Genomic DNA, 23,224 nt, shown 5'->3' with positions numbered 1-23,224 from the left:
GAATCGCCCGATGCGCGACCTTCCGCCGCTGTTCGACACCGATTCAGTGCGGCGCTTCGAGGCGGCCGCGATCGCCGCGGTCGGCGATGAATCCATCCTCATGGAGCGCGCGGGGCAGGCCGCGTGGCACCGCGTGCTGGAGCTGTGGCCCGCCGCGAGGCGCCTGCTCGTCGTCTGTGGCGCGGGCGGCAACGGCGGGGACGGTTTCGTGCTGGCGCGGCTGGCGCATGCGTCGAGCCGCGAGGTGTCGGTCGTCGAATACCGACCCACGGGTTCCACGCATGCGGCGGCCTGCGCAGCGCGCGATGCGTACGTTGGCGCCGGCGCGCGACTCGAGGCCTGGGCCGGGACGTTGCCGGCGGCGGATGTCGTCATCGACGCGCTGTTCGGCATCGGGTTGTCGCGTGAGCCGCGCGCAGAAGCGGCGGCGCTGATCGATGCAATCAACATCCACGGCGCGCCCGTGCTGGCGCTGGATGTGCCGAGCGGTGTCGACTCACGCGGCGTGGCGGGCTCTGCGGTGCGCGCGTCGTCGACGCTGGAATTCCTGCTGCCGAAGGCGGTGCTTCGTACGGGGCCGGCGCTCGCAGCCGCGGGCGCCATCGCCTATGCGTCGCTCGACGTTCCGGCTGCAGTCGAAATGCCCGACCCGAGTGCGCATCTCGCATCGGTCGCTGCATTGTCGCGATGGCTGCACCGGCGCGGTCGAGACAGTCACAAGGGCGACAACGGCCGCGTCGCGTGCATCGGCGGCGATCACGGCAGCGGTGGCGCCGTGCTGCTCTGCGCGGAGGGTGCGTTGCGCGCGGGTGCGGGCCTGGTGCGTGTGCACACGCGCGATGCGCATGTGGCGCCACTGCTCGCGCGCCTGCCCGAGGCGATGGCGACGCCCGAGACCGAGGAGTTCGACGCGGCGTGGCCCGACGTCGTCGTCATCGGCCCGGGACTGGGTCAGGGCAACTGGGGATTCGCGCATCTGCACCACGTGGTCGACAGCGACGTTGCCGCGGTGCTCGATGCGGATGCGCTGAACCTTCTTGCGCGTCATGCGTTCACCATCAGATCGCCCGCCGTGCTGACGCCGCATCCCGGCGAGGCGGCGCGTCTGCTCGGCATTTCCAGTGACGCCGTGCAACGTGACCGGATCGGCGCGGCAGTGCGCATCGCGCAGGAGCGCGGCGCGGTGGTCGTGCTCAAGGGCGCCGGCACGATCGTGTGTGCGCCCGGCGGTGTGCCGGTGATCCTCGATGCGGGCAATCCCGGCATGGCCGTCGGGGGAATGGGTGATCTGCTCGCCGGCGTCATCGCCGCGCTGCGTGCGCAGGGTCTTTCAGCGTTCGACGCCGCGTGCTGCGGCGCGCTGCTCCATTCTGCCGCAGGCGATGTGGCCGCTCACGAAGGTGAGCGCGGTCTGCTGCCGACGGACCTGCTCCCGGCGCTGCGTCGACTGGCGAATCCCGCATGAAGTTCGAACTGCCCGATGCCGACGCGACTGCGACGCTCGGTCGCGCGCTCGCGCGCACGCGGCCGGCGCACGGCGTGATCCATCTGCAGGGGGACCTCGGCGCCGGCAAGTCGACCCTCGCGCGTGCCTTGCTGCGCGAACTCGGCGTAACCGGTGCGATCCGCAGCCCGACCTACACACTGGTCGAGCGCTATGCCGTCGCCGGCGGCGAAGCGTGGCACCTCGATCTCTATCGCATCGGCGATCCCGGCGAGCTCGACTTCCTCGGGCTGGACGCGGTGGACACCGTGCTGTGGCTGGTGGAGTGGCCCGAGCGCGGCGCGCGGGCTCTGCCGCCGCCGGATCTGCGCGTGGCGCTCGAACTCTTGGGGAACGGACGCGTCGCTGAGATAACGGCGTGTTTACCCCGCTCTAACGAGTGGCTGACGAACGCCGCGGCCGCCTTCACCGCCGGCGATCTTCACGCCTGACGGAGAAATCCGCGCCAGGTCACGGATTCACAAGGGAAAAGTCGCTTGCATTGAGCCTCCCGCGGTGGTTGACTACGGCCCATGCGCGTGAAGGCCGTTACGGTGCAGAAGGTCCTGCTGGGGGCGGCCCTGATTGCCGCGCTCGCGTGGAATCTCGCGCAGGCGGCTGAAGTCCGTTCCGTGCAGCTCAGCCGCGGCGCCACCGGCACCCGTGCCGAAATCGCGCTCGACGGCGCACCCGCCGACTACCGCTTGATCCGTCTTGCCGGTCCTGACCGCCTGGTCGTTGACCTTCCGGCGTCGTCCGTGCGACGCGGCGCGTCGTTGCCGGCACCCGCAGGCATCGTGCGCGGGGTGCGCTACGGCCAGCCGGAGCCGGGCGTCGCCCGTGTCGTGTTCGACCTTGCCCAGCCGATCGCCTCGCTGCAACCGCAGGTGGAGCCGGCGGGCAACGGCGCGCGTCTGGTGATCGAGTGGCCGGGCGATGACGAATCGCCGGCTTCGACGATCGCGACGTCGGCACCCGTGGCTGCGCCGGTGTCGACCGGCACGTTGGTCGCGATGGATCCCCCCCCGAGAGCGACGCCGACGCCGCCCGCGCCGTCGACCGACTCGCTCGATCGCCTGGTGGCCGGTGTCTCGGCCTCCTCGACGTCGACGACCGCCGCGACCGCGCCGGTCCGCATTGATCCTCCGGTCGCCCCGGTCACGACCGCGCCTGCCTACGTTCCGCCGCCCATTGTCCTCACGCCCGCCAAGCCCACGCTGCGCGACGCGAACGGCCGACCGCTGCGTGCACTCGTAATCGCCATCGACGCGGGCCACGGCGGCCAGGATCCGGGCGCCCACGGCCCGACCGGTCGCCGCGAAAAAGACGTCACCCTCGCGATCGCGCGCGAACTTGCCCGCCAGGTCAACGCGACGCCGGGCTACAAGGCGTACCTGACGCGCGACTCGGACTTCTTCATCCCACTCAACGAGCGTGCGCGCCTCGCCAAGCGCGCTGGCGCCGACATGTTCGTCTCGATCCACGCCGACGCCGCAGAGAATCCGGCCGCGCGCGGGTCATCCGTGTTCGTGCTGTCGCTCAAGGGTGCCTCGTCGCAGCGCGCGCGTTGGCTGGCGGACAAGGAAAACGCGGCGGACCTCATTGGCGGCGTGCCGGTCGAGCCGGGCAACACGCTCGCTTCGGTGCTGCTCGATCTCACGCAGAGCGGCAACCTCAAGGCATCGGAAGACGTCGCGGGGCAGGTGCTGTCGGGTCTCGCACGCCTCGGTCCGAACCACAAGTCGACGGTGGAGCGCGCGAACTTCGCGGTGCTGCGCACGTCCGACATCCCGGCGATGCTGGTCGAGACCGCCTTCATCTCCAACCCCGACGAAGAGCGTCGCCTGACCGATCCGACCCAGCAGTCGGCGATCGCGCGTGCCGTGTTCAGCGGCGTCAACAGCTACTTCGTGCGCACGCCGCCGCCGGGCACGATGCTCGCGGCGCAGGTGGCGTCCCCGGCCTTCGCCGGCAGCGCAGCCGCGAGCGGCGGACGCTGAGACACCCAGCCGCGCGGCAGGCGTGCCGCGCGTCTATCATCGACGGCCGTGACCGCGCGCGAGCGCGATGAACCCTGCCGTGCCGATCCGACAGCTTCCCGACGTCCTCATCAACCAGATCGCTGCCGGCGAGGTCGTCGAGCGGCCTGCGTCCGTGGTGAAGGAACTCGTCGAGAACGCGCTCGACGCCGGCGCAGGGCGCGTCGACATCGACCTGGAAGACGGCGGCATCCGCCTGATCCGCATTCGCGACGATGGGCTCGGCATCGATCCGCAGGAATTAGCGCTCGCCGTGCAGCGCCATGCGACCAGCAAGATCGCATCGCTCGACGATCTCGAAGGCGTGGCAACGCTCGGCTTCCGTGGCGAGGCGCTGCCGTCGATCGCGTCCGTGAGCCGCTTCGCGCTGATCTCGCGCACGCGCGATGCCGAGCACGCAACCGCGATCGAGGTCGACGGCGGACTCGTCGCACCACCGACACCACGCGCACACCCCCACGGCACCACGGTCGAAGTGCGCGACCTGTTCTACAACGTGCCGGCGCGGCGCCGCTTCCTGAAAGCCGAGCGCACCGAGCTGTCGCACATCGAGGACTGGCTGCGGCAGCTCGCGCTCGCGCGGCCCGACGTCGAGTTGCGCGTCTCGCACAACGGCAAGCCGTCGCGACGCTGGAAGGGGGAGCGCGACCTGCTGTCGGGCGAACGACTGCATGAGGCGTTGGGTCCGGATTTCGTGAAGCATTCGCTGCGCGTCGAGCACGGCACCGTGGGCGACGACGGCCGCGCGCTGCGCCTGCAGGGCTGGATCGCCGAACCGAGCTACAACCGCGCAAGCACCGACCAGCAGTTCCTGTTCGTCAACGGACGCGCGGTGCGCGATCGCAGCGTGTCGCATGCGGTGCGGCAGGCGTACGCGGACGTCCTGTTCCACGGCCGTCATCCGGCCTACGTGCTGTTCCTGTCGCTCGATCCACGCCGCGTAGACGTCAACGTGCATCCTGCGAAACACGAGGTGCGCTTCCGCGACGGACGACTGATCTACGACTTCGTCTATCGCACGCTGCAGGGGGTGCTCGCGGAAACACGTGCGGGGGCGGGCGTCGCGACGTTCACTGCACCGTCGACGCCGGGCACTGCGCCCTCCGCGTGGACGTCGCCGATGCGGCAGTCGCCGCTGGGCCTGCAGGTAGCGGAGACGCGTGCGGCGTACGAAGCGCTTTATGCGACGCCGGACGCCGCGGCGTCGATGCCGATGTCGTCGCTCGCGCCCTCGCTTGCCGCGAACGAAGAGCCGACATTGCCGCCGCTCGGCTACGCGATCGCGCAGCTGCACGGCATCTACATCCTGGCCGAGTCGGCGGACGGCCTGATCGTCGTCGACATGCACGCCGCGCACGAGCGCATCGGCTACGAGAAGCTCAAACACGCGCACGACGGCGAGGGCCTGCGTACGCAGCCGCTGCTGGTGCCGCAGACTGTGGCGGTGTCCGAGCGCGAGGCGGACGTCGCCGAACGCGAGGCCGGCACGCTGGCGCAACTTGGATTCGAAGTGACGCGCACCGGCGTGCAGTCGCTGCTGCTGCGCTCGGTGCCCGCGCTGCTGGCTAGTGGCGACACCGAAGGCCTGCTGCGCGACGTGCTCGCCGACCTGCGCGAGCACGGCGAGACGCGACGCATCGCCGCCGCCCGCGACGAGTTGCTTGCGACGATGGCCTGCCACGGCGCCGTGCGCGCCAACCGTCGCCTGACCGTCCACGAAATGAATGCGCTTCTGCGCGAGATGGAAGCGACGGAACGCTCGGGCCAATGCAACCACGGGCGTCCGACCTGGGCGCGTTTTTCGCTGGGGGAGATCGACAAATGGTTCCTGCGCGGACGCTGACCCGCATCCTCGTCGCGACGGCGTGCCTCGCGGTCGCAGCCTGCAATCGCCAGCCCCCGGCGCCCAAGCCGAAGGCGTTGCCCGCCGCCTACGTGCAGGCTGAGCAGGCCTGGCGCGCCGAGCGCCTCGCGTCGCTGACCAAACCCGATGGATGGACGTCGCTGGTGGGTCTGCACTGGCTCGATCCGGGCTCGCACTACGTCGGCAGTGCGGCGAGCAATGGCATCCGTCTCGCGGTCGGCCCCGAGCAGTTCGGCATGTTCGACGTGCGCAACGGCCACGTGCGCTTCGTGCCGGCCGCGCATACGGACCTGACCATCGACGGCGAACCCGCTAAGGCGACGACGCTGCGGGTAGACGATGACCCCGCTGGTGCCAACGTCATCAATTTCGACGGCGGCAAGGGCATCGCGACGGTGATCCACCGCGGCGATCGCTATGCGCTGCGCGTCAAGCACGCCGACGCGCCGACGCGCACGCAGTTCAAGGGCATCACGTACTGGCCGGGCGGTCCCGACTGGATCATCGACGCGACGTATGTGCCGAATCCGCCGGGGCAGACGATCGACATCGCGAACATCGTCGGCATCGTGGAACCCACGCCGAATCCCGGCCGCGTCGAGTTCAAGCGCAACGGCAATCGCTACACGCTCGAGGCGCTCGCGAATGACGACGGCGGTCTGTTCCTCGTCTTCGCCGATCGCACCAGCGGTCATGGCAGTTACGGCGCGGGGCGTTTCGTCGACACCACGCCGCCGGTGAATGGCCGCGTCCGCATCGACTTCAACCAGGCCTACAACCCGCCATGCGCATTCACGCCCTTCGCGACGTGCCCGCTGCCGCCGCCGATGAACCGGCTCAATCTCGCCGTGCAGGCCGGCGAGAAAGCCTACGGCGGCCACTGATGCGCGCGATGCCTCGTTACGCACTCGCGCTGATCGGCCTCCTGCTCGCGCTCCCCGTCGCGGGCTCCACGCCTGTGGCGCCATCCGCATCCGCGCCACCGGTGCCGCTGCTGTGGAAAGTGTCTGACGCCGACAACAGCCTGTATCTGCTCGGCTCGTTCCATCTGTTGGCGAAGTCGGACTATCCGCTGTCGACCGACATCGATCGCGCCTTCGACGACGCCGAATCGCTGGTGTTCGAAGTCGCGCCCGACGATCTCGAGAATCCCGCGATCACCGGAATGATGATGGGGCTGGCGAAGTCCGATCCCACGTCGTCGATCGATCACACGCTGTCGCCTGATCTCAAGGCGCAGCTCGACGTACGCATGCGCGGGCTGGGCCTGCCTGCGGAGCAGATGCACGCGTTCGAGCCATGGTTCGTCGACACCATGCTGGTCACGTTGTTGGGCCAACGCGCTGGATACGCCCCTGACGATGGCCTCGATCGCCAGCTGATGGCACGCGCGAAAGCCGCAGGCAAGCCGGCGACCGGACTCGAAACCGTGCAGGAGCAGCTCAGCACGCTCGATGGCACGCCGATGGCCGAACAGGTGGCCTCGCTGAAGGAATTCATCGACGAAGGCGACGCCGCGCCAGCGAAGCTCGATGAGCTGCACAAGGCCTGGCGCGAGGCCGACATTCCGACGCTTGAGCGAATGACGCGCGAAGAGATGGCCGAACTGACGCCGGTCACGTACCAGCGTCTCAACGTCGATCGCAACCGCGCGTGGATTCCGCGTTTCGAAGCGATGCTTGCGCAGGGCAAGGGCCACGATGTGCTCGTCGTCGTCGGTGCGTTGCACCTGCTGGGCGACGACGGCGTGGTGGCACTGCTGCGCGCGAAGGGCTATCGCGTCGAACGCATCTGCACGGCCTGCGCCTCCGCGAATCCGCACTGATCGCGCGGCTCAGGTCGCGGGTACGAGCACGATGCAGTCGACCGGGCACGCGGGCACGCAGAGCTCGCAGCCGGTGCAGAGCGGGTCGATGACCGTGTGCATGTGCTTGGCGCCGCCGATGATGGCGTCGACCGGACACGCCTGGATGCACTTGGTGCAGCCGATGCAGTCGTCCTCGATGACGAGGGCGACCTGCGGCGGCTTGTGCGCGCCGCGCGTGCGGTCGTAAGGCTGCGTTGCTACGCCGAGCAGGCGCGCCAACGCGCGCGCGCCTTGATCGCCGCCGGGTGGACAGTGGTCGACGCCCGCATCGCCGCGCGCCATCGCTTCCGCGTACGGCCGGCATCCGGCGAACCCGCACTGGCCGCACTGCGTCTGCGGCAGCAGGCGATCGAGCCGCTCGACGAGTGCGTCGTGCGGCGTCGCTGCAGGTGGAGGCGAGGACATCGGATGTGTGGCGCGCAGGAATGCGCGCGTCCCGACTCAGCGAACCGGCATGCCCGGCGCGGCACCGCTGTCGGCGTCCAGCAGGAACAGCCCGCCGCCGTCGAAGCCGGCCGACAGGATCATTCCCTCGCTCACGCCGAAGCGCATCTTGCGCGGCGCCAGGTTCGCGATGAAGACCACGCTGCGACCCACGAGCTTTTCCGGCTCGCCGTAGGAGCCGCGGATTCCCGAGAAGATCTGGCGCTGGCCAAGGTCGCCCGCATCGAGCAGGAAACGCAGCAGCTTGTCCGAACCTTCAACGAATGCGCACTCGAGCACCTTGCCGATGCGCAGGTCGAGCTTCGCGAAATCGTCGATGCCGATGTGGGCAGCGGCACCGGCGGCGTCCGCCTTCGGCGCGGCAGGCGCAGTGCCCGCCGCGGCGTCGGTCTTCGCCGTCGTGTTCGCCGCCGGCTTGGCGTCGGTGGTCTGCAGGGTGTCCTTGCTGGCGTCGGTCATGGCGTCGATCTGTTTCGGGTCGATACGGGTGAAGAGCGGGGTGTAGGGCGCGATCTCACGCGCCAAGAGCGGTGCGGCGACATCGCCCCACCACGCCACTGGCGCGCGAAGGAAGCCTTCCGCCTGCGTCGCGACGCGCGGCAGCACCGGCTTGAGCGCAACGGCGAGCACGCGGAACAAGTTGAGGCCCTGCGTGCACACCGCCTGCAGCTCGGCCTCGGCGCCGTCCTGCTTGGCGAGCACCCACGGCTTGGTTTCGTCGATGTAGCGGTTGGCTTCATCGGCCAGCGTCATCGTCAGGCGCAGCGCCGTCGCGGCTTCGTTGCGTGCGTAGCCGTCGGCGATCGGCTGGAGCTGGGCGACGAAACGCTCGTACATCCCGGCGTCCGGCAACGCATCGGCGAGGCGACCGCCGAATCGCTTCTCGATGAAACCTGCGCAGCGGCTCGCCAGGTTCACGAATTTGCCGACGATGTCGGAGTTCACGCGCGCGATGAAGTCGGCGAGGTTGAGGTCGACGTCATCGACGCCACCGGAGGTCTTGGCCGCGAAGTAGTAGCGCAGCGCTTCGGGATCGAGGCCGCAGTCGAGATACGTACGCGCCATGACGAAGGTGCCGCGCGACTTCGACATCTTCGCGCCGTCCACCGTCAGGTAACCGTTGACGTGCAGGCGCGTCGGTGCGCGCAGGCCGGCACCGTGCAGTACCGCGGGCCAGAACAGGCCGTGGAAATTGACGATGTCCTTGCCGATGAAGTGGTGCATCTCGGCCTGCGAGTCCGCGCGCAGGAACGATTCGAAATCGATGCCGCGCTGCGCGGCCAGCGCCTTGAAGCTCGCGAGGTAGCCGATCGGTGCGTCGATCCAGACGTAGAGGAACTTGCCCGGATGGCCCGGGATCTCGAAGCCGAAGTAGGGCGCGTCGCGGGAGATATCCCACGCCCGCAGTCCGCCCTCGGCGTCGAGCCATTCCTGCAGCTTCGCCTTGACTCCGGCGATGGCGACGTCGCCGGACAACCACTCGCGCAGGAATGCGTCAAAATGGCCGAGCTCGAAGAAGAAATGCTCGGACTCGCGGAGCTCCGGCGTCGCGCCGCTGATGACCGAGCGCGGATCCTCGAGTTCCGTCGGTGCGTACGTCGCACCGCAGTTCTCGCAGTTGTCGCCGTACTGGTCGGGCGTGCCGCAATTCGGGCAGATGCCCTTCACGTAGCGGTCGGGCAGAAACATGCCCTTGACCGGGTCGAACAGCTGCGCGACCGCGCGCCGCGTGATGTGGCCTTCGGCCTCGAGCGCGCGGTAGATCGACTGGGTCAGCTCGCGGTTGGTGTCGGAGTTGGTCGAGTCGTAGTGATCGAACGCGACGCCGAAGTCGGCGAAGTCACGTTCGTGGCTGGCCTGGATGCCGGCGATGAAGGCCTCCGGCGTCGTGCCGGCCTTCTCGGCGGCGAGCATGATCGGCGTGCCATGGGTGTCGTCGGCGCAGACGAAGTGCACGGTGTGGCCCGACATGCGCCGTGCGCGCGTCCAGATATCGCCTTGGACGTAGCCCACCAGGTGCCCGAGGTGCAGCGGGCCGTTGGCGTAGGGCAGGGCGCAGGTGACCAGGATCTCGCGGGACATGTCGGGCGCGTGTCGCAGGGGGTCGGCCAGTATCGCACGCGGGCCTTCTGCGACCGGCCGCGCCAACGAAAACGGCCCGGTTTCCCGGGCCGTTTCGAAGTACGGAGGTCGCGTGGATCAGTGCACGCGGACCCAGGTCGCGGTCTTGCAGAAGAACGCCACGCAGCCCTTCACTTCGAGCTTGTTGCCGCCATCGACCAGCTTGACCGACTTGGCGTTGAACTTGCGGTCATCCGACGGCTTGTAGCCGCTGCCACCACCCCAACCGCCGTCCTGGGGCTTGAGGTTCCACAGCGTGACGATGCCGACGAAGGGCTTGCCCTTGTACGGCGCGCTGCACTTGTCGCAGTTGGCCGGCAGGCCGAGGTTCTCGACGATCTTCGCCGCGAGCGTTCCGTTCTGGGCCTGGTAGATCTCGGTGATCGTCATCGCCTTACCGGTCTCGTCGTCGAGCGTCTTCCAACGGCCGATCGGCGAGTTGTCGGCGGCGCTGGCGGCGAGCGGCAGCGCGAGCAGGAGCAGTGCGGTGAGCGTGGTGCGCATGGGTTCCCCTTGTATGGTGGCCCGCCGCAGGCGCGCGGGTGGCCTTATATAACCCGAAATTCGGGGCGGTGTCGGAGGGTACGGCCGCTCGTTCAGGATGCCGGCCCCGTCGGGTGGCGACCGGATCGCGGGTGGTGAGTCGGACGCCTCCTAGAATCCGGAAATGGATCCTGCCGTGCTGTACGCCGAGGCCGTCTCGGCGCTGAATCGCAACGAGTTTCCCCGGGCCTTCGAACTCGCCGCGCAGGTCGTCCGGACTGCACCGAATCACGGCGGTGTGCATTTCATTGGAGGGGTCGCGGCGCTGCAGATGGACCGGGTTCCGCAGGCGCTGGCGCTTCTGCAGCGCGCATGCGCATTGAGCCCGGGACGTGCGGACTACCACGCGCAGCGGGCGAGGGCGCTGGCGGCAGCCCGCATGTTCCGCGAGGCCATCGAGGCGGCCGATGCAGCCATCGCGGCGCAGCCCTCCGATCCGCTCACGCTCGACACGCTCGGTGTCGTGCTGACGCAGGCCAACGATCATGCGCGTGCTTCGCAGCTGTTTTGCCGCGCGGTCGAGGCGGCCCCGGACGTTGCGACGTTCCACTTCAATCATGCGACCGCGCTGATGTTCGCGGGCGAGCTCGACGCGGCCGAGCGCGAATACGAGGCCTGCCTCGCGCTTGATCCCGGCTACGGCCGCGCGCACCTGGCGCTCGCGCAACTGCGCACGCAGACGCCCGAGTCGAATCATCTCGATCGGCTGCGCGGTTTGCTGCCGACCGCAGTGCCCGGTGAGCCGTCGATGTACCTGCACCTGTCGATCGCGAAGGAGGAGGAGGATCTTCGTCGCTATCCGCAGGCCTTCGAACATCTGGTCGTCGGCAAACGCGAAGGCGCGCGCGGACGCGCGTATCGCTGCGAGCGCGACGAGCGCCTGTTCGCGGCGTTGCACCGCGCGTTCGAGACGATCCCGCGCGTCGCGAGTCCGTCCGACAGCGCCGAACCGATCTTCGTGTTCGGCATGCCCCGTTCGGGCACGACGCTGGTCGACCGCATCCTTTCGAGCCACCCGGAGGTACATTCGGCCGGGGAGCTGCAGAACTTCGGCGCGTTGCTCAAGCGCCTGTCCGGCAGTCGCACGCGGGAGCTGATCGACCCGGACACCGTCGACGCCGCCGGTCGTGCCGACCTGTCGAGTCTGGGCGAGGCCTATATCGCGAGCACGCGCCCCGGCACCGGTGTGACGCCGCGTTTCGTCGACAAGCTGCCGCACAACTTCCTCTACGCCGGTTTCATCGCTGCGGCGCTGCCGAATGCGCGGCTGGTGGCGGTGCGCCGTCATCCGATGGACGTGTGCTTGAGCAACTTCCGCCAGCTGTTCGCGCTGAGCTCGCCGTATTACGACTATTCGTTCGATCCGCTCGACACCGCGCGCTACTACGTGCTGTTCGATCGTCTGATGCGCCACTGGCGCGCGCTGCTCGGCGAGCGCCTGCTCGAGGTGCAGTACGAGCAGCTGGTCGACGCGCAGGAATCAACGACGCGCGCACTGCTCGCGCACTGCGGCCTCGGCTGGAACGATGCCTGCCTCGCCTTCGAGAAGAACGAGGCACCGGTCGCGACCGCGAGCGTGGTGCAGGTGCGGTCACCGATGTTCCGTACGTCGCTCGAGCGCTGGAAGCGCTACGGCGATGCGCTGGCTCCCATGCGACGGGTGCTCGAGGATTCCGGCATCCCGCTCTGAACACCGCGCAAAAGAAAAGGGCCCCGCGGAGAGATCGGGGCCCTTTGCGTCACCCATGGGACGGGAACGCTTACACGGTTACTTCTTGCCGAACTGGTAACGGGCCTCGAGGTAGACGGCGCGTCCGTACGGGCTGTACTGGGCGCTGTTGTACGGCTCGCCCGTGCTGCCCGGATAGGTCGGATCCTTCGGCGGCATCGTGTTGAACAGGTTGTTGACCATCAGCGACAGCGAGAGCTGCGGCATCACCTGGTAGTCGACGCTGAGGTTGTAGAGCGTGAACGGATCGAGCTTGCCCGCAGTGGCCGCGTCATAGTTGTCATCCACCTGTGCGCGGTAATTCGGCGTGTGGCCGATGCGGTTGGCGTAGAGCGTCGTGCCCCAGTCACCGTTGCTCCACGTGACCGAGCCGTTCGCCTTCGACTTCGGATCGGTGCTCCAACCCGGGCGACGCAGCAGGTCGATCGCCTCGTCACCGGTGAACTGCGTGTACTCGTGCTTCAGGTTGTTGGTGTACGAGCCGCGGAAGAGCAGGTTGCCGAACGAACCGACATCGATGCGGTAGCTGGCGTTGAGCGTCAGCGCGGTCAGCACCTCGAGTGCTTCGTTGACCTTCGGCGTGTAGATGTCCGTGATCGTGCCCGCGCCGTTGCGGGTGATCTTGGAGATCGCGTCCTGGCAGACCGGCGAGTTGATGTCGTAGCCGGCGGTGCCGGTGCGGCAGTACATCTCGCGCAGGGCGAGGCCGTTGGCGTTCTGCTGGCCGACCTCGTCCTTGATCGCCCAGTGGTGCACGTCCGCGCCCACCGAGAACTTCGCCGTCGGCGCCCACACCACGCCGCCGCTCCACACGTCGGCGTTCATCGGACGCAGGTCGAGGCTGCCCGACGTCGTGCCGAAGTACTGCACGCTGGTGTAGCGCGCCGGGCAGTTGTCGATCTCGGCCGGGGTGAAGCCACGCTGCTGGCAGGCGTAGTAGTCGGTCACGAACGAGTAGTAGCCGCTCTCGCCCTGGAACTGGTCGGCGAGCGTCGGCGCCTTGAACGCGGTGCCGTACTTGCCGCGGAACAACAGGCTCTCGACCGGGCGGTATTCGAAGCCGAGCGAGTAGGTCGCCTTGCTGACGGTTTCCGCGCCATCCGGATCGAACTTGTCATAGCGCGACGACAGCGACAGCGTGAGCGGCTTGAAGACCGGCAGGCGCAGTTCGCCGATGGCGGCGTAGCGATTGCGCGCGCCGCCACCGCTGACCGACGTTGTGCCCCAGATTTCGCCGTCGAGCAGGCGCGGGTCCGGGTTGTAGTCCCAGGTCTGGTGGCCGCCTTCGACCGCGAGCGCGATGCCGGCGTCGCCGCCCGGCAGCGCGAACAGCGCGCTGTTGGTGAGCTGCGCGCGCGCCATCGAATCCGAGGTGCGGCTCTTCGAGTTCGTGAAGTCGCTGAAGCTCGCGATCTCCGCGGCGGTGAGCGGCGAGTAGAAACGCGCGTAGTTCGGGCTGAACACCGGATACGCGCCGTAGTACGGATCCAGACCCTGCTGCGGTCCGAGGATGTTCTGCTCGAACCAGTCGTTGATCGGATCCGCCAGACGCGCCCACTGGCGTTCATTGAGCTCGTAGCGCGTGCCCGACAGGAACGCGTCGTAGTCCCAGCCCGACTGGCCGAGCGCACCGCGCGCGCCGACGGTCGTCATCCACGAGTTGCTCGTGTCGCGGCTCATCGTGTTCTTGTAGCCGCCGGGTCCGAAGTCTTCCGGTGCGAAGCCGCGCTGCAGGTTGACCAGGCCGTCGACGTTCGGATCGTAGAAGTAGCCCCACTTCACGCCGGTGCCCCACCACGTGTAACCGGCGCCGATGTTGTAGTTCACGTTCTCGTGGCTGTAGAGAACGTCGGCGTAGAGCTGGTGATCGGCACTGAGATCGTAGGTCGCATGCGCATAGCCCTGCGCCGCTTCCTTGCCGTTGAGCAGGGTGCGATAGCCCGGCGTGTACAGCGAGCCGCAGTACTGGCCGTAGCCGGGACGGGTGTTCAGACCTTCGGTGCCACCGAACAGGGCGGTGGTGTTCGCGCAGTTGTTCGGATCGAGGAAGACGTAGCCGTAGTCGTCGAAACCGGCGGTGCCGATGTTGCGGTAGCCGTATTCGAGGAAGTCACGGCTGGCCAGCGCCGGCGTCGTACCGTTCGGGTTGTACTGCTTGGTGATGTCGCGGTCGTACGCCCAGATCGGGTTGCGCTTTTCGTACTGCGCGCCCACGAGCAGGTTGAAGCGATCTCCAGCACCCGAGAACGTCGTCGCGCCGCTGACGCGGTAGCCGTCGCCGCCGCCATCGGTGTAGCCGCCGACGCGTGCGCTGATCACCGGCGCATCGAGCTTCTTCTTCAGGATGATGTTGACGACGCCCGCGATCGCGTCCGAACCGTACAGCGACGACTGGCCGCCCGGCAGGATTTCGATGCGCTCGACGAGGTCGATCGGAATGCCGCTGATGTTGTTGAACGTGTCGCTGCCGTTGTACAGCGCCGGGTAGTCGGCCATCGGGCGGCCGTCGATCAGGTACTTGGTGTAGCCGACGGACAGGCCGAACAGGCTCATCGTCTCGGCGCCCTGCGTGAAGCCGGCCGAGGTCTGGCCGCCCTGCACGCCGCCCGTCGAATACGAGCTCTGCTGGAGCGCGTCGGAGACGCTGGTGAAGCCGCGGGCCTTGATGTCCTCGGCGGAAATGATGCTGACCGGCGTCGACGTTTCCTTGGACGTCTGCGGGATGAGCGAACCGGTGACGACGACGCGGTCGAGCTCGGCGCCCTTCGCATCATCGGTGGTGGTAGCGGGCGTGGCGTTCTGCGCAAGTGCGGCCGTCGGCAGGAGCATCGCGGCCAGAAGTGCGGTCGCAAGGCGACTGCGCACGATGGTTACATCGCGTGACATCAAGTAATTCCCCGTGGGATGAGAGCGTTCGCATCCATGCTCTTCATGCGTCAGTTCATTGACCGATCGACCGTAACAGTTGCGTAACACGCGACTGACTGGCCATTGGTCATGCATGGAATCGCGAAACTGAAGACGTCACCGAACACGGGGAATTTCGTGTGACGCATGCAACATCGAATGCATCGCGAAGCGCGAACGAGTCATCGACTGCGCCTCAGCCTGTCGCACCGCGCCTCGCGACATATGTGCAGCCGAGGCGCGCGACAGGCGACAATAGGCGGGTGCGACGCCGCGGGCGTCGCGGAACGCGATGCCGACATGACCGATAGCGCCACCGAAGCGATGCTCCTCGCCGCCGATTCGCCCATCGCGGGCATGCCGATGCGCGACCTCATCAGTCGTGTCACGGTGCAGACGGAGAACGGCCGGTCGCGCGTCGACGCCGTTGCCAAGGTGCCGGTGGGTCGGATGAGTGCGGACATCGAACGCCGGCTGGGTGATGCGCTGGTGGCCGCGGGCCTCGCCAACGGCGGCGTCGCGATCCGCCCGCGCATCGATGCGCATGCGACGCAGCCCGGCCTGTCGCCGCTCACGACAGTTCGCAATCTGCTCGTGGTCGGCTCCGGCAAGGGCGGCGTCGGCAAGTCGACGGTCGCGGTCAACCTCGCGGTCGCACTGGCGCAGGAGGGCGCGCGCGTCGGCATTCTCGACGCGGATATCTACGGACCGAGCGTGCCGACCATGCTCGGTCTGTCGGGCCGACCGGAGAGCCCCGACAACAAGTCGATCACGCCGCTCGTCGCGCATGGCATCGAAGCGATGTCCATCGGCCTGCTGGTCGAGCAGGACACGCCGATGATCTGGCGCGGCCCGATGGCGACGTCCGCACTCACGCAATTGCTCAACGACACACGCTGGGGCGATCTGGACTACCTGATCCTCGACCTGCCGCCGGGCACGGGCGACATCCAGCTCACGCTCGCGCAGAAGATTCCGGTGGCCGGAGCGATCGTGGTGACGACGCCGCAGGACGTCGCGACGCTCGACGCGCGCAAGGCCGTGCGGATGTTCGAGAAGGTCAACGTGCCGATCCTCGGCTTCGTCGAGAACATGGCGCTGCACGTCTGCTCGAACTGCGGGCAGGCCGAGCACATCTTCGGCGAGGGTGGCGGTTCGCGGCTCGCCGCCGACTATGGCTATCCGCTGCTGGGCAGCCTGCCGCTGGAGCGTGCGATTCGCGAACGTGGCGACGCCGGCGCGCCGGTGGTGGCGAGCGAGCCCGATTCGCCCGCGGCCCAGGCGTTCGTGGCCGCGGCGCGGCGGGTGGCGGTAGAGCTCGCGCGGCGCCCGACCGTCGCGCGCTCGCTCGCGATCAATCTCGCCGGGGACTGAGGGGCGGCCGGTGGCCCCCAGCGGCTAGAATGCGGGTTTTCCCGTACAGGCCGCCCGATGAGCATCAAGAGCGATCGCTGGATCCGCCGCATGGCGCAGGAGAAGGGGATGATCGAGCCCTTCGAGCCCGGCCAGGTCAAGCGCTCCGCGGGCGGCGACCGCATCGTGAGCTACGGCACGTCCAGCTACGGCTACGACGTCCGCTGCTCGCGCGAGTTCAAGGTGTTCACCAACATCAACTCGACCATCGTCGATCCGAAGCATTTCGACGAGGGCAGCTTCGTCGACATCGAGTCGGACGTGTGCATCATTCCGCCGAATTCGTTCGCGTTGGCCCGCACCGTCGAGTACTTCCGTATCCCGCGCGACACGCTGGTGGTCTGCCTCGGCAAGAGCACGTACGCTCGCTGCGGAATCATCGTCAACGTGACGCCGCTCGAGCCGGAATGGGAAGGCCACGTCACGCTCGAATTCAGCAACACGACCCCGCTGCCCGCGCGCATCTACGCGAACGAGGGCGTCGCGCAGATGCTGTTCTTCCAGTCGGACGAGGTCTGCGAGACGTCGTATGCCGACCGCGGCGGCAAGTACCAGGGGCAGACGGGCGTTACGTTGCCGAAGACCTGACGGCAGGTTCGCGTCGCATGGGGCGGTGCCGGCGCGGCCGCGGATGGCTGCGCGGTGGGCGTTCCGCGCTGTCGCAGCGATCGTGGACGCCCTCGTCGCCGACTGCCGGGGACCGCGCGCCAAATGTGCACCGAGCAGCGCGTCGCGTGACGCCTTCAGTGCTCCGCGCCGGCCGCAATGCGCCGGTCCACATCGTGGGCGAGTGCCGCACGCAGCGCGATCCGCAGCCCCGAGACCACTGTGTCGACATGCAGGCTCGGCGCGCCGGCGAGGCGCGCGGCCTGCTCCGGCGCGTAGGGAATATGGACGAAGCCGCCGCGTGTCGCGCTGTCGCGCAGCGCGTGCATGAGGCCGTAGAAGACGTGGTTGCAGACGTAGGTGCCGGCGGTCTGCGAGATCTCAGCGGGGATACCGGCATCGCGCAACGCGACGAGCATGGCTTTGATCGGCAGCGTGGCGAAGTAGGCGGCAGGGCCATCCGCGACAACCGGCGCATCGACGGGCGACGCACCCGCGTTGTCGGGAATGCGTGCATCGTCGACGTTGATGGCCACGCGCTCGATCGCCAACTGGGCTCGGCCCCCGGCCTGGCCGACGCACAGCACGAGCGCGGGCCTCGTCTCGGCCAATGCCGTGCGCAGCGCGTCTAGCGCCGTGCCGAATTCGACGGGCAGACACCGCGCGACGATCCGGTGGCCGTCGAGGGTTTCGCCATCGAGCCGCGCGACGGCCTGCCAGCTGGGATTGACGGTCTCGCCGCCGAAGGGCGCGAAGCCGGTGAGCAGAATCGTGTCCGAGTGCATGGCGCGAGTGTAGGCGCGTGCGCCACGCCTCAGCGGAACACCAGCCAGGCCATCAGGCCCAGGTTCACGGCCAGCAGCGTCAGGGCAGTCGGTACCTGGATCCGGATCACGGCGTTCGGGTCGTCGAGTTCCAGCAGCGCGGCGGGGACCAGGTTGAAATTCGCCGCCATCGGCGTGAGCAGCGTGCCGCAGTAGCCCGTCACCATGCCCAGTGCACCGAGCACGGCGGGATCCGCGCCGTGGCGGTGAATGAGCAACGGCAGGCCGATGCCCGCCGTGAGCACGGGAAAGGCCGCGAATGCGTTGCCCATGATCACGGTGAACATCGCCATGCCCAGCCCATAGGCCAGCACGCAGGCGAAGCGGTTGTCGACCGGAATCACGGCCGACACCAGCGATGCGACGGCGTCGCCGACGCCGCTCGCCGCGAATACGCCGCCGAGCGTCGCCAGCACCATCGGCAGCAACGCGGCCCAGCCCATGGTGTCGAGCAGGCGACGGCCCTCCGCAGGCGCGATCGACGCCGGCATGCGCGCGACGACAAGTGCGGCGACCGCGGCGAGCACGCTCGCGATCGCCAGTCCGATGAGCGTCGGGCTGCCATCGCCGAGCAGGGGGCGGCCGGCGATCGACAGCTTCGGACCCAGCAGAACTACGAGCAGTGTCACCAGCGGAATCAGCAGAGCAGGGCCGAGTAGGCGATGGCCGAGACGCAGTGCCGCTGCGGCGCGCTCCGACGCGGGCGCCTCCTCGACATGCGCGCGATGCATGCGCAGCGACAGCACGGCGAGCGCGATCACGCCGAGCCCGGCCAGCTGCGCCGGCAGCAGATCACCCGCCTTGCGCGCGGCCAGCACGTGGTCGCCCGACGCGAACAGCAGTGCGATCACGCACCAGAATGCGGCGTGCGCCCAGCGACGTTCGCGCAGATTGCGCCACCCGGCATACGCCAGGAATGCCGCGAGCAACCAATAGAACATGCCGATATCGAGCAGACCGGCGGCCGTCATGGTGCGCTCCGTCGCACATGCAGCGCGCGTGCGAAGAGAACGATCCGCACGGCGTGGATGACGAACGCGGCGATCGCCGTCGGCAGTGCCCACAGGGCGATGTGCAGAGGTTCGAGTTGGATGCCGTTCTGCGCGTAGAAGCCCTGGATCAGCAGCACGGCACCGAAGGCGAGGAACACGTCCTCGCCGAAGAAGCGCCCCACGTTCTCCGTGGCGGCCGCCAGCGCCTGCACCCGCTGCGCGTCATCGCGCGACAGTGCGCCGACGCGCTTGACCGCCGCCGATTCCGCCATCGGCGCGAGCAGCGGACGCACCGTTTGCGCGTGCCCCGCGACGTCGACGAGCCCCAGCATGCTCAGCACCTGACGCAACGCGAGGTAGCCGACGAGCAGGCGCCCCAGAGTCAGCGCGCGGAGTCGGAGGATCCACGACTGCACGTGCTCGCGCAGCCCGGCCCGCTCGAGCACGCCGATGGCGGGCAAGGTGAACGCGAACAGCAGCAGGGTTCGGTTGCTGACGAAGCTCTCGCCGAGCAGCGCGAGCAACTCGCCGATGCTCTTGCCCGCGAGCAGCCCGCTCGCAAGCCCGGCGGCTACGACGACAGCGACCGGGTTGTAGCGACGCACGAAACCCACGATGACGATCGCGATTCCGAGCAGTGGCCAGTAGTTCATCAAGTCTCCCCGGGCGCGCGAATGCGCACGCCTTCGGTTTGGAGTGCAGCGCGCAAGGCGTGCGCGAATGCGGGCGCGTCGGCGCGATCACCGTGCAGGCACAGGGTATCGGCGCGTAGCGGGACGCGGGTGCCGTCACGTGCGATGACGACGCCTTCGTGCAGCAGCCGCCGCACCTGCGCCAATGCGGGCTCGACATCCGCGATCACCGCGCCCGGCGTGCCGCGCGGGGCGAGCCGGCCGTTGGCGTCGTACGCGCGTTCGGCGAACACCTCATGCGCGGCGGCGAGGCCGACCTCGAGCGCGGCATCGATCGAATGCGATCCGGCGAGGCCGTAGAGCATCAGGGTGGGGTCGACCCCGTGCACCGCGCGGGCGACGACATCGGCTGTCGCGCGATCACGCGCGGCGAGGTTGTAGAGCGCGCCATGCGGTTTGACGTGATGCAAACGACCGCCGGCGGATGCGCACAACTCCGCGAGTGTCTCGATCTGACGTCGCACGGAAGTCTCGAGCGCATCGGCGTCCACGTCCAGTTCCCGGCGCCCGAAATACTCGCGATCCTCGAAGGACGGATGCGCACCGACGGCGACACCATGCGCGAGGCAGAGCGCCACGGTCTCGCGCATCGTGGTCGCGTCGCCGGCATGGGCGCCGCAGGCGACGCTGGCGGAACTGATCAGCGGCACGATGTCCGCGTCCGTGCCGCAGCCTTCCCCCAGGTCGCAGTTGAAATCGATCGCGCGCAGCGGCGGGTGCCGACCGGATGCAGGGTTGTCGGACGCGGCGCCCGTCACCGCTTCGCCTCCGTGAAGTTGGACAAGGTCAGCGCACGATCCCGCGATCCGTCGGTCCCCCGAAGGAGCGCGGAGTGGCTTGTGCGTCCTGCGGAAAGCGGAATCGGGCGAAGAAGTCGATGCATCGGTGCTTCACGGGTCGACACGTGTCGAGCCTAGCACCGGCGGTGCTCGACCGTCGCAGCCGTTCGGACGTCGACATTGCGCTCTCGAACAACGTCGCGCACGCCTTCAGTGCGGAACGCGCGATTGCAGCTCGATCATCAGCGCGACGCGGGCAAGCGTCTGTCGCCGCGCACGCAAGGCCGCGTGCGCCTCGACGGGCGTGCACGGTGCGAACTGCACCGCGTCGCCGGGACGCAGTCGGGCGAGGCGCGGAAGATCGGCGCGAATGACGTGGCCGATGCGCGGATAGCCGCCGTGCGTCTGTGCGTCGGCGAGCAGCACGATGGGCTGCCCGTCGGGCGGGAGCTGTACGGTGCCAGGTGCCACTGGCGCGGAAATGCGTTCGCCGGTGTCGGACGCGGCGATTCGCGCGCCTTCGAGTCGTAGGCCCTGGCGGTCGCTGCGCACACCGAGGCGCCATGCGGCCCGGAAGAGTGCATCGATCGGCGCCGTCGCGTCGGCCCCGGGGAGCACGCGAATGGACCGGTCCACGGGCGAATCGTGCGCATCATCGATCCACCACGGCGCGACCTGCGGGCTGGCGACGTCGGGGCAGTCTGCGATGCCGACGGCGAGCACGTCGCCGGCGCGCAGCGGCCGCCCGTCGAGCCCCCCGAAACCGCCGCGCAGGTCCGTGCTGCGGCTGCCGAGTACGGGCGGAACATCGATGCCGCCGGCAACCGCGAGATACGCCCGCGTGCCGCGACGACAGCCGCCAAGCGCCAACACCGCGCCCGCGGGGAGAGCGATGGGACGTGCAGTGGACAGCGCAGCGCCGTCGCAGCGCAGCTCAATGTCGGCGCCGCACACCGCGATGCGCGTTGCTCGCGTAAACCGCAGGCGCGGGCCAGCCAACGTGATTTCCAGTGTCGCTGCATCGCGCGGGTTGCCAACGAGCAGGTTGGCCCGCTGGTGCGCGTCGTCGTCGAGCGCGCCCGCGACGCCGATACCGAGATGGCGCCAGCCCGTGCGGCCCCGATCCTGCACCGTGGTGAGCGGCCCGGGCGACAGCACCTCGATGCTCATGCGCCGCTCACCGCCACGAAGCGCACGTGATCGCCGGGCATGAGCAACGCGGGTGGATCGCGCCGGGCATCGAACAGCACGAGGTCGGTGCGACCGATCAGGTTCCAGCCGCCCGGTCCGCCGTGCGGATACAGGCCGGTCTGCGCACCGCCGATGGCGACGCTGCCTGCAGGTACCCGCGTGCGTGGGCTGTCCAGGCGCGGCGTCGAGAGTTGTGGATCGAGACCCAGCAGATACGGAAAGCCGGGGGCGAAGCCGAGCATCGCGACGGTGTAGTCGCCGGCCGCGTGGCGCGCGACGGCGTCTTCGACCGTCAGGCCCGCGCTGTCCGCGACACGGTGCAGGTCGGGGCCGTGTTCGCCACCGTAGTGCACCGGTATTTCGACGCAACGGGGTGTGCGGTCTCGGGGCGGCGCAGTGGCGATGTCGCGCAGCAGTCCATGCAAACGGTGCTCGGCGTCGGCGAGTGGATCCGCGACGCGATCGAACGCATCCTCGTTCACATGTATCGCGACGCTTGCGTAGGCGGGCACCACCTCGGCGATCCAGGCGACGCGCCGCTCGGTCATCGCGTTCGCAAGTGCGTGCACGCGCGCGTTCGTCGCAGCGTCGATGCCGCCGTCGAATTCGATCAGCAGGGCGGCATCGCCCAAGCGGCCGATGCGCCAGTCCATCAGTCGTGCAGTGCGCCCCGCAGGCGCTTTAGGCGCGTTGCCAGCTCGTCCGGCGTATGCGGGCGCGCGGCTACGCGGCCCCAGACCGGGGCGGGCCACGCCGGATCGTCCTCGAAACGCGCAATCACGTGCACGTGCAACTGCGCGACGACATTGCCCAACGCAGCCACATTGAGCTTGTGTGGGCGGAACGCGCTGCGCAGTGCGCGCGACGCGGTGTCGATCTCGTCCGCGAGCTGATGGCGATCGGTATCGGCCAGATCGATCAGCTCGCGCGCGCCGGTCACGCGCGGCACCAGGATGAGCCACGGGTAGTTGGCGTCGTCCATCAGTCGCACGTCGCACAGCGGCAGGGTGACGACGAGGCGCGTGTCCGCCGTGAGCTGCGGATGCAGCGACCAGTCGCTCACGCCAGCGCGTCCTTGAAGAAGCGGATCGTGCGTGACCATGCCTGCGCGGCCGCGCTCGCGTCGTAGTCGGCGCGGCGGTCGCAGTTGAAGCCATGGCCGGCGTCGTAGACGTAGACCTCGGCCAGCGGATGCTTGTGACGATGCGTTTCGACGTCTTCGGGCGGAATGCTGTGATCTCGCGCGCCGAAATGGAACATCATCGGGGCGCGCAGCGGTTCGTCGAGGAAGGGCATCGAGCGCGCGCCGTAGTAGCTCACCGCGGGCAGTGCGAGGCGCGTGTTCGCCAGCAGAGCGACGCTGCCGCCCCAGCAGAAGCCGACCGCACCGACGGTACGTCCGCGTCCGCGCAGCCAATCCGCCGCCGCGCCCACGATCGAGATCGCGTTGTCGAAACCGAGTTTGCCGACCAGCTCGCGCCCGCGCGCGATGCCGTCGGCGTCGTAGTCCAGTTCGACGCCGCGTTCGACCGGGTCGAACAGCGACGGCGCGGCGACTTCGAAGCCTTCCGCGGCGAACCGCTCCGCGACATCGCGGATATGGCCGTTGACCCCGAAGATTTCCTGGATCACCACGACCCCGCCCACCGGCTCCTGCGCGGGCGCGGAATGCCAGGTGCGCACCGGACCCTGGGGAGTTTCGAGTTCCTGCCACGTGCCCATCGGGCCTC

At 68.7% G+C, this 23,224-nt stretch carries 21 protein-coding genes; 9 read left to right on the top strand and 12 right to left on the bottom strand.

The genetic code is table 11. The features are described from left to right. The first annotated feature begins 10 nt into the window (after positions 1-10). The 6 genes from DWG18_RS06425 to DWG18_RS06400 all read left to right on the top strand — a co-directional run bounded on the left by DWG18_RS06425 (position 11) and on the right by DWG18_RS06400 (position 7,211). Positions 11-1,465: an NAD(P)H-hydrate dehydratase gene (locus DWG18_RS06425; protein ID WP_115646419.1), complete on the top strand. Its 1,455-nt coding sequence runs from the start codon at positions 11-13 to the stop codon at positions 1,463-1,465. Then, entirely contained in the window at positions 1,462-1,935 is a 474-nt protein-coding gene (gene tsaE / locus DWG18_RS06420) for a tRNA (adenosine(37)-N6)-threonylcarbamoyltransferase complex ATPase subunit type 1 TsaE (RefSeq protein ID WP_115646417.1), read from the top strand. Before DWG18_RS06425 ends, tsaE begins: the two co-directional genes overlap by 4 nt. 102 nt (positions 1,936-2,037) lie before the next feature. Next, on the top strand, positions 2,038-3,483 hold the full coding sequence (locus tag DWG18_RS06415) for an N-acetylmuramoyl-L-alanine amidase (RefSeq protein WP_240318644.1): 1,446 nt from the start codon (positions 2,038-2,040) through the stop codon (positions 3,481-3,483). Positions 3,484-3,562: 79 nt separating this feature from the next. Further along, the gene (mutL, locus tag DWG18_RS06410; RefSeq protein WP_115648072.1) at positions 3,563-5,365 is read left to right on the top strand and encodes a DNA mismatch repair endonuclease MutL; all 1,803 of its coding nucleotides are present in this window, start codon (positions 3,563-3,565) and stop codon (positions 5,363-5,365) included. Further along, complete coding sequence (locus DWG18_RS06405) at positions 5,344-6,270, top strand: DUF1684 domain-containing protein (protein ID WP_162823736.1); 927 nt, start codon at positions 5,344-5,346, stop codon at positions 6,268-6,270. The genes mutL and DWG18_RS06405 overlap by 22 nt, the downstream gene beginning before the upstream one ends. Further along, a complete protein-coding gene (locus DWG18_RS06400) occupies positions 6,270-7,211 on the top strand; it encodes a TraB/GumN family protein (protein ID WP_162823735.1) in 942 nt (313 codons plus the stop codon). The genes DWG18_RS06405 and DWG18_RS06400 overlap by 1 nt, the downstream gene beginning before the upstream one ends. Before the next feature lie 9 nt (positions 7,212-7,220). On the opposite strand, the gene rnfB is transcribed toward DWG18_RS06400, so the two are convergent. The 3 genes from rnfB to DWG18_RS06385 form a co-directional block, all read right to left on the bottom strand. Further along, positions 7,221-7,658, bottom strand: coding sequence for an Rnf electron transport complex subunit RnfB (gene rnfB / locus DWG18_RS06395; RefSeq protein WP_115646412.1), 438 nt, complete (start codon positions 7,656-7,658; stop codon positions 7,221-7,223). A gap of 36 nt (positions 7,659-7,694) precedes the next feature. Beyond that, positions 7,695-9,779: a methionine--tRNA ligase gene (metG, locus tag DWG18_RS06390; RefSeq protein WP_115646410.1), complete on the bottom strand. Its 2,085-nt coding sequence runs from the start codon at positions 9,777-9,779 to the stop codon at positions 7,695-7,697. Positions 9,780-9,896: 117 nt separating this feature from the next. Beyond that, complete coding sequence (locus DWG18_RS06385) at positions 9,897-10,322, bottom strand: DUF2147 domain-containing protein (RefSeq protein WP_115646408.1); 426 nt, start codon at positions 10,320-10,322, stop codon at positions 9,897-9,899. Positions 10,323-10,485: 163 nt separating this feature from the next. Here DWG18_RS06385 and DWG18_RS06380 point away from each other — a divergent pair, with 163 nt between their 5' ends. Next, entirely contained in the window at positions 10,486-12,051 is a 1,566-nt protein-coding gene (locus DWG18_RS06380) for a sulfotransferase (protein ID WP_115646406.1), read from the top strand. Positions 12,052-12,129: 78 nt separating this feature from the next. Here the strand turns inward: DWG18_RS06380 and DWG18_RS06375 are convergent, their stop codons facing one another. Then, positions 12,130-14,976: a TonB-dependent receptor gene (locus DWG18_RS06375; protein ID WP_240318614.1), complete on the bottom strand. Its 2,847-nt coding sequence runs from the start codon at positions 14,974-14,976 to the stop codon at positions 12,130-12,132. Positions 14,977-15,447: 471 nt separating this feature from the next. Here DWG18_RS06375 and apbC point away from each other — a divergent pair, with 471 nt between their 5' ends. Together apbC and dcd are read left to right on the top strand one after the other, a co-directional pair. Then, the gene (gene apbC / locus DWG18_RS06370; RefSeq protein ID WP_162823897.1) at positions 15,448-16,371 is read left to right on the top strand and encodes an iron-sulfur cluster carrier protein ApbC; all 924 of its coding nucleotides are present in this window, start codon (positions 15,448-15,450) and stop codon (positions 16,369-16,371) included. A gap of 57 nt (positions 16,372-16,428) precedes the next feature. Continuing rightward, positions 16,429-16,998 (top strand): dCTP deaminase, encoded by a 570-nt coding sequence (gene dcd / locus DWG18_RS06365; protein ID WP_115646402.1) that lies wholly within the window; start codon positions 16,429-16,431, stop codon positions 16,996-16,998. Between the two features lie 155 nt (positions 16,999-17,153). Here dcd and pcp read toward each other — a convergent pair whose 3' ends face one another. The 8 genes from pcp to DWG18_RS06325 all read right to left on the bottom strand — a co-directional run bounded on the left by pcp (position 17,154) and on the right by DWG18_RS06325 (position 23,216). After that, entirely contained in the window at positions 17,154-17,801 is a 648-nt protein-coding gene (gene pcp, locus DWG18_RS06360) for a pyroglutamyl-peptidase I (RefSeq protein ID WP_115646400.1), read from the bottom strand. A gap of 29 nt (positions 17,802-17,830) precedes the next feature. Beyond that, the gene (locus DWG18_RS06355; protein ID WP_240318613.1) at positions 17,831-18,811 is read right to left on the bottom strand and encodes a DUF979 family protein; all 981 of its coding nucleotides are present in this window, start codon (positions 18,809-18,811) and stop codon (positions 17,831-17,833) included. Next, positions 18,808-19,485, bottom strand: coding sequence for a DUF969 domain-containing protein (locus DWG18_RS06350; protein ID WP_115646399.1), 678 nt, complete (start codon positions 19,483-19,485; stop codon positions 18,808-18,810). The genes DWG18_RS06355 and DWG18_RS06350 overlap by 4 nt, the downstream gene beginning before the upstream one ends. Continuing rightward, entirely contained in the window at positions 19,485-20,282 is a 798-nt protein-coding gene (locus DWG18_RS06345) for a 5-oxoprolinase subunit PxpA (RefSeq protein WP_240318612.1), read from the bottom strand. Before DWG18_RS06345 ends, DWG18_RS06350 begins: the two co-directional genes overlap by 1 nt. Positions 20,283-20,513: 231 nt before the next feature. Continuing rightward, complete coding sequence (locus DWG18_RS06340) at positions 20,514-21,473, bottom strand: biotin-dependent carboxyltransferase family protein (RefSeq protein WP_115646397.1); 960 nt, start codon at positions 21,471-21,473, stop codon at positions 20,514-20,516. Further along, complete coding sequence (gene pxpB / locus DWG18_RS06335) at positions 21,470-22,147, bottom strand: 5-oxoprolinase subunit PxpB (protein ID WP_115646396.1); 678 nt, start codon at positions 22,145-22,147, stop codon at positions 21,470-21,472. The genes DWG18_RS06340 and pxpB overlap by 4 nt, the downstream gene beginning before the upstream one ends. Beyond that, positions 22,147-22,557, bottom strand: a complete 411-nt coding sequence (locus DWG18_RS06330; protein ID WP_205289409.1) for an HIT family protein — start codon at positions 22,555-22,557, stop codon at positions 22,147-22,149. The genes pxpB and DWG18_RS06330 overlap by 1 nt, the downstream gene beginning before the upstream one ends. Next, the gene (locus DWG18_RS06325; RefSeq protein WP_115646392.1) at positions 22,554-23,216 is read right to left on the bottom strand and encodes a dienelactone hydrolase family protein; all 663 of its coding nucleotides are present in this window, start codon (positions 23,214-23,216) and stop codon (positions 22,554-22,556) included. Before DWG18_RS06325 ends, DWG18_RS06330 begins: the two co-directional genes overlap by 4 nt. Between the last annotated feature and the right edge of the window lie 8 nt (positions 23,217-23,224).

This window comes from Lysobacter sp. TY2-98, assembly GCF_003367355.1.
Taxonomy (GTDB): Bacteria; Pseudomonadota; Gammaproteobacteria; order Xanthomonadales; family Xanthomonadaceae; genus Cognatilysobacter.
The sequence above is the reverse complement of the archived record's forward strand: the minus strand, read 5'-3'. Positions and strand labels throughout refer to the sequence as shown.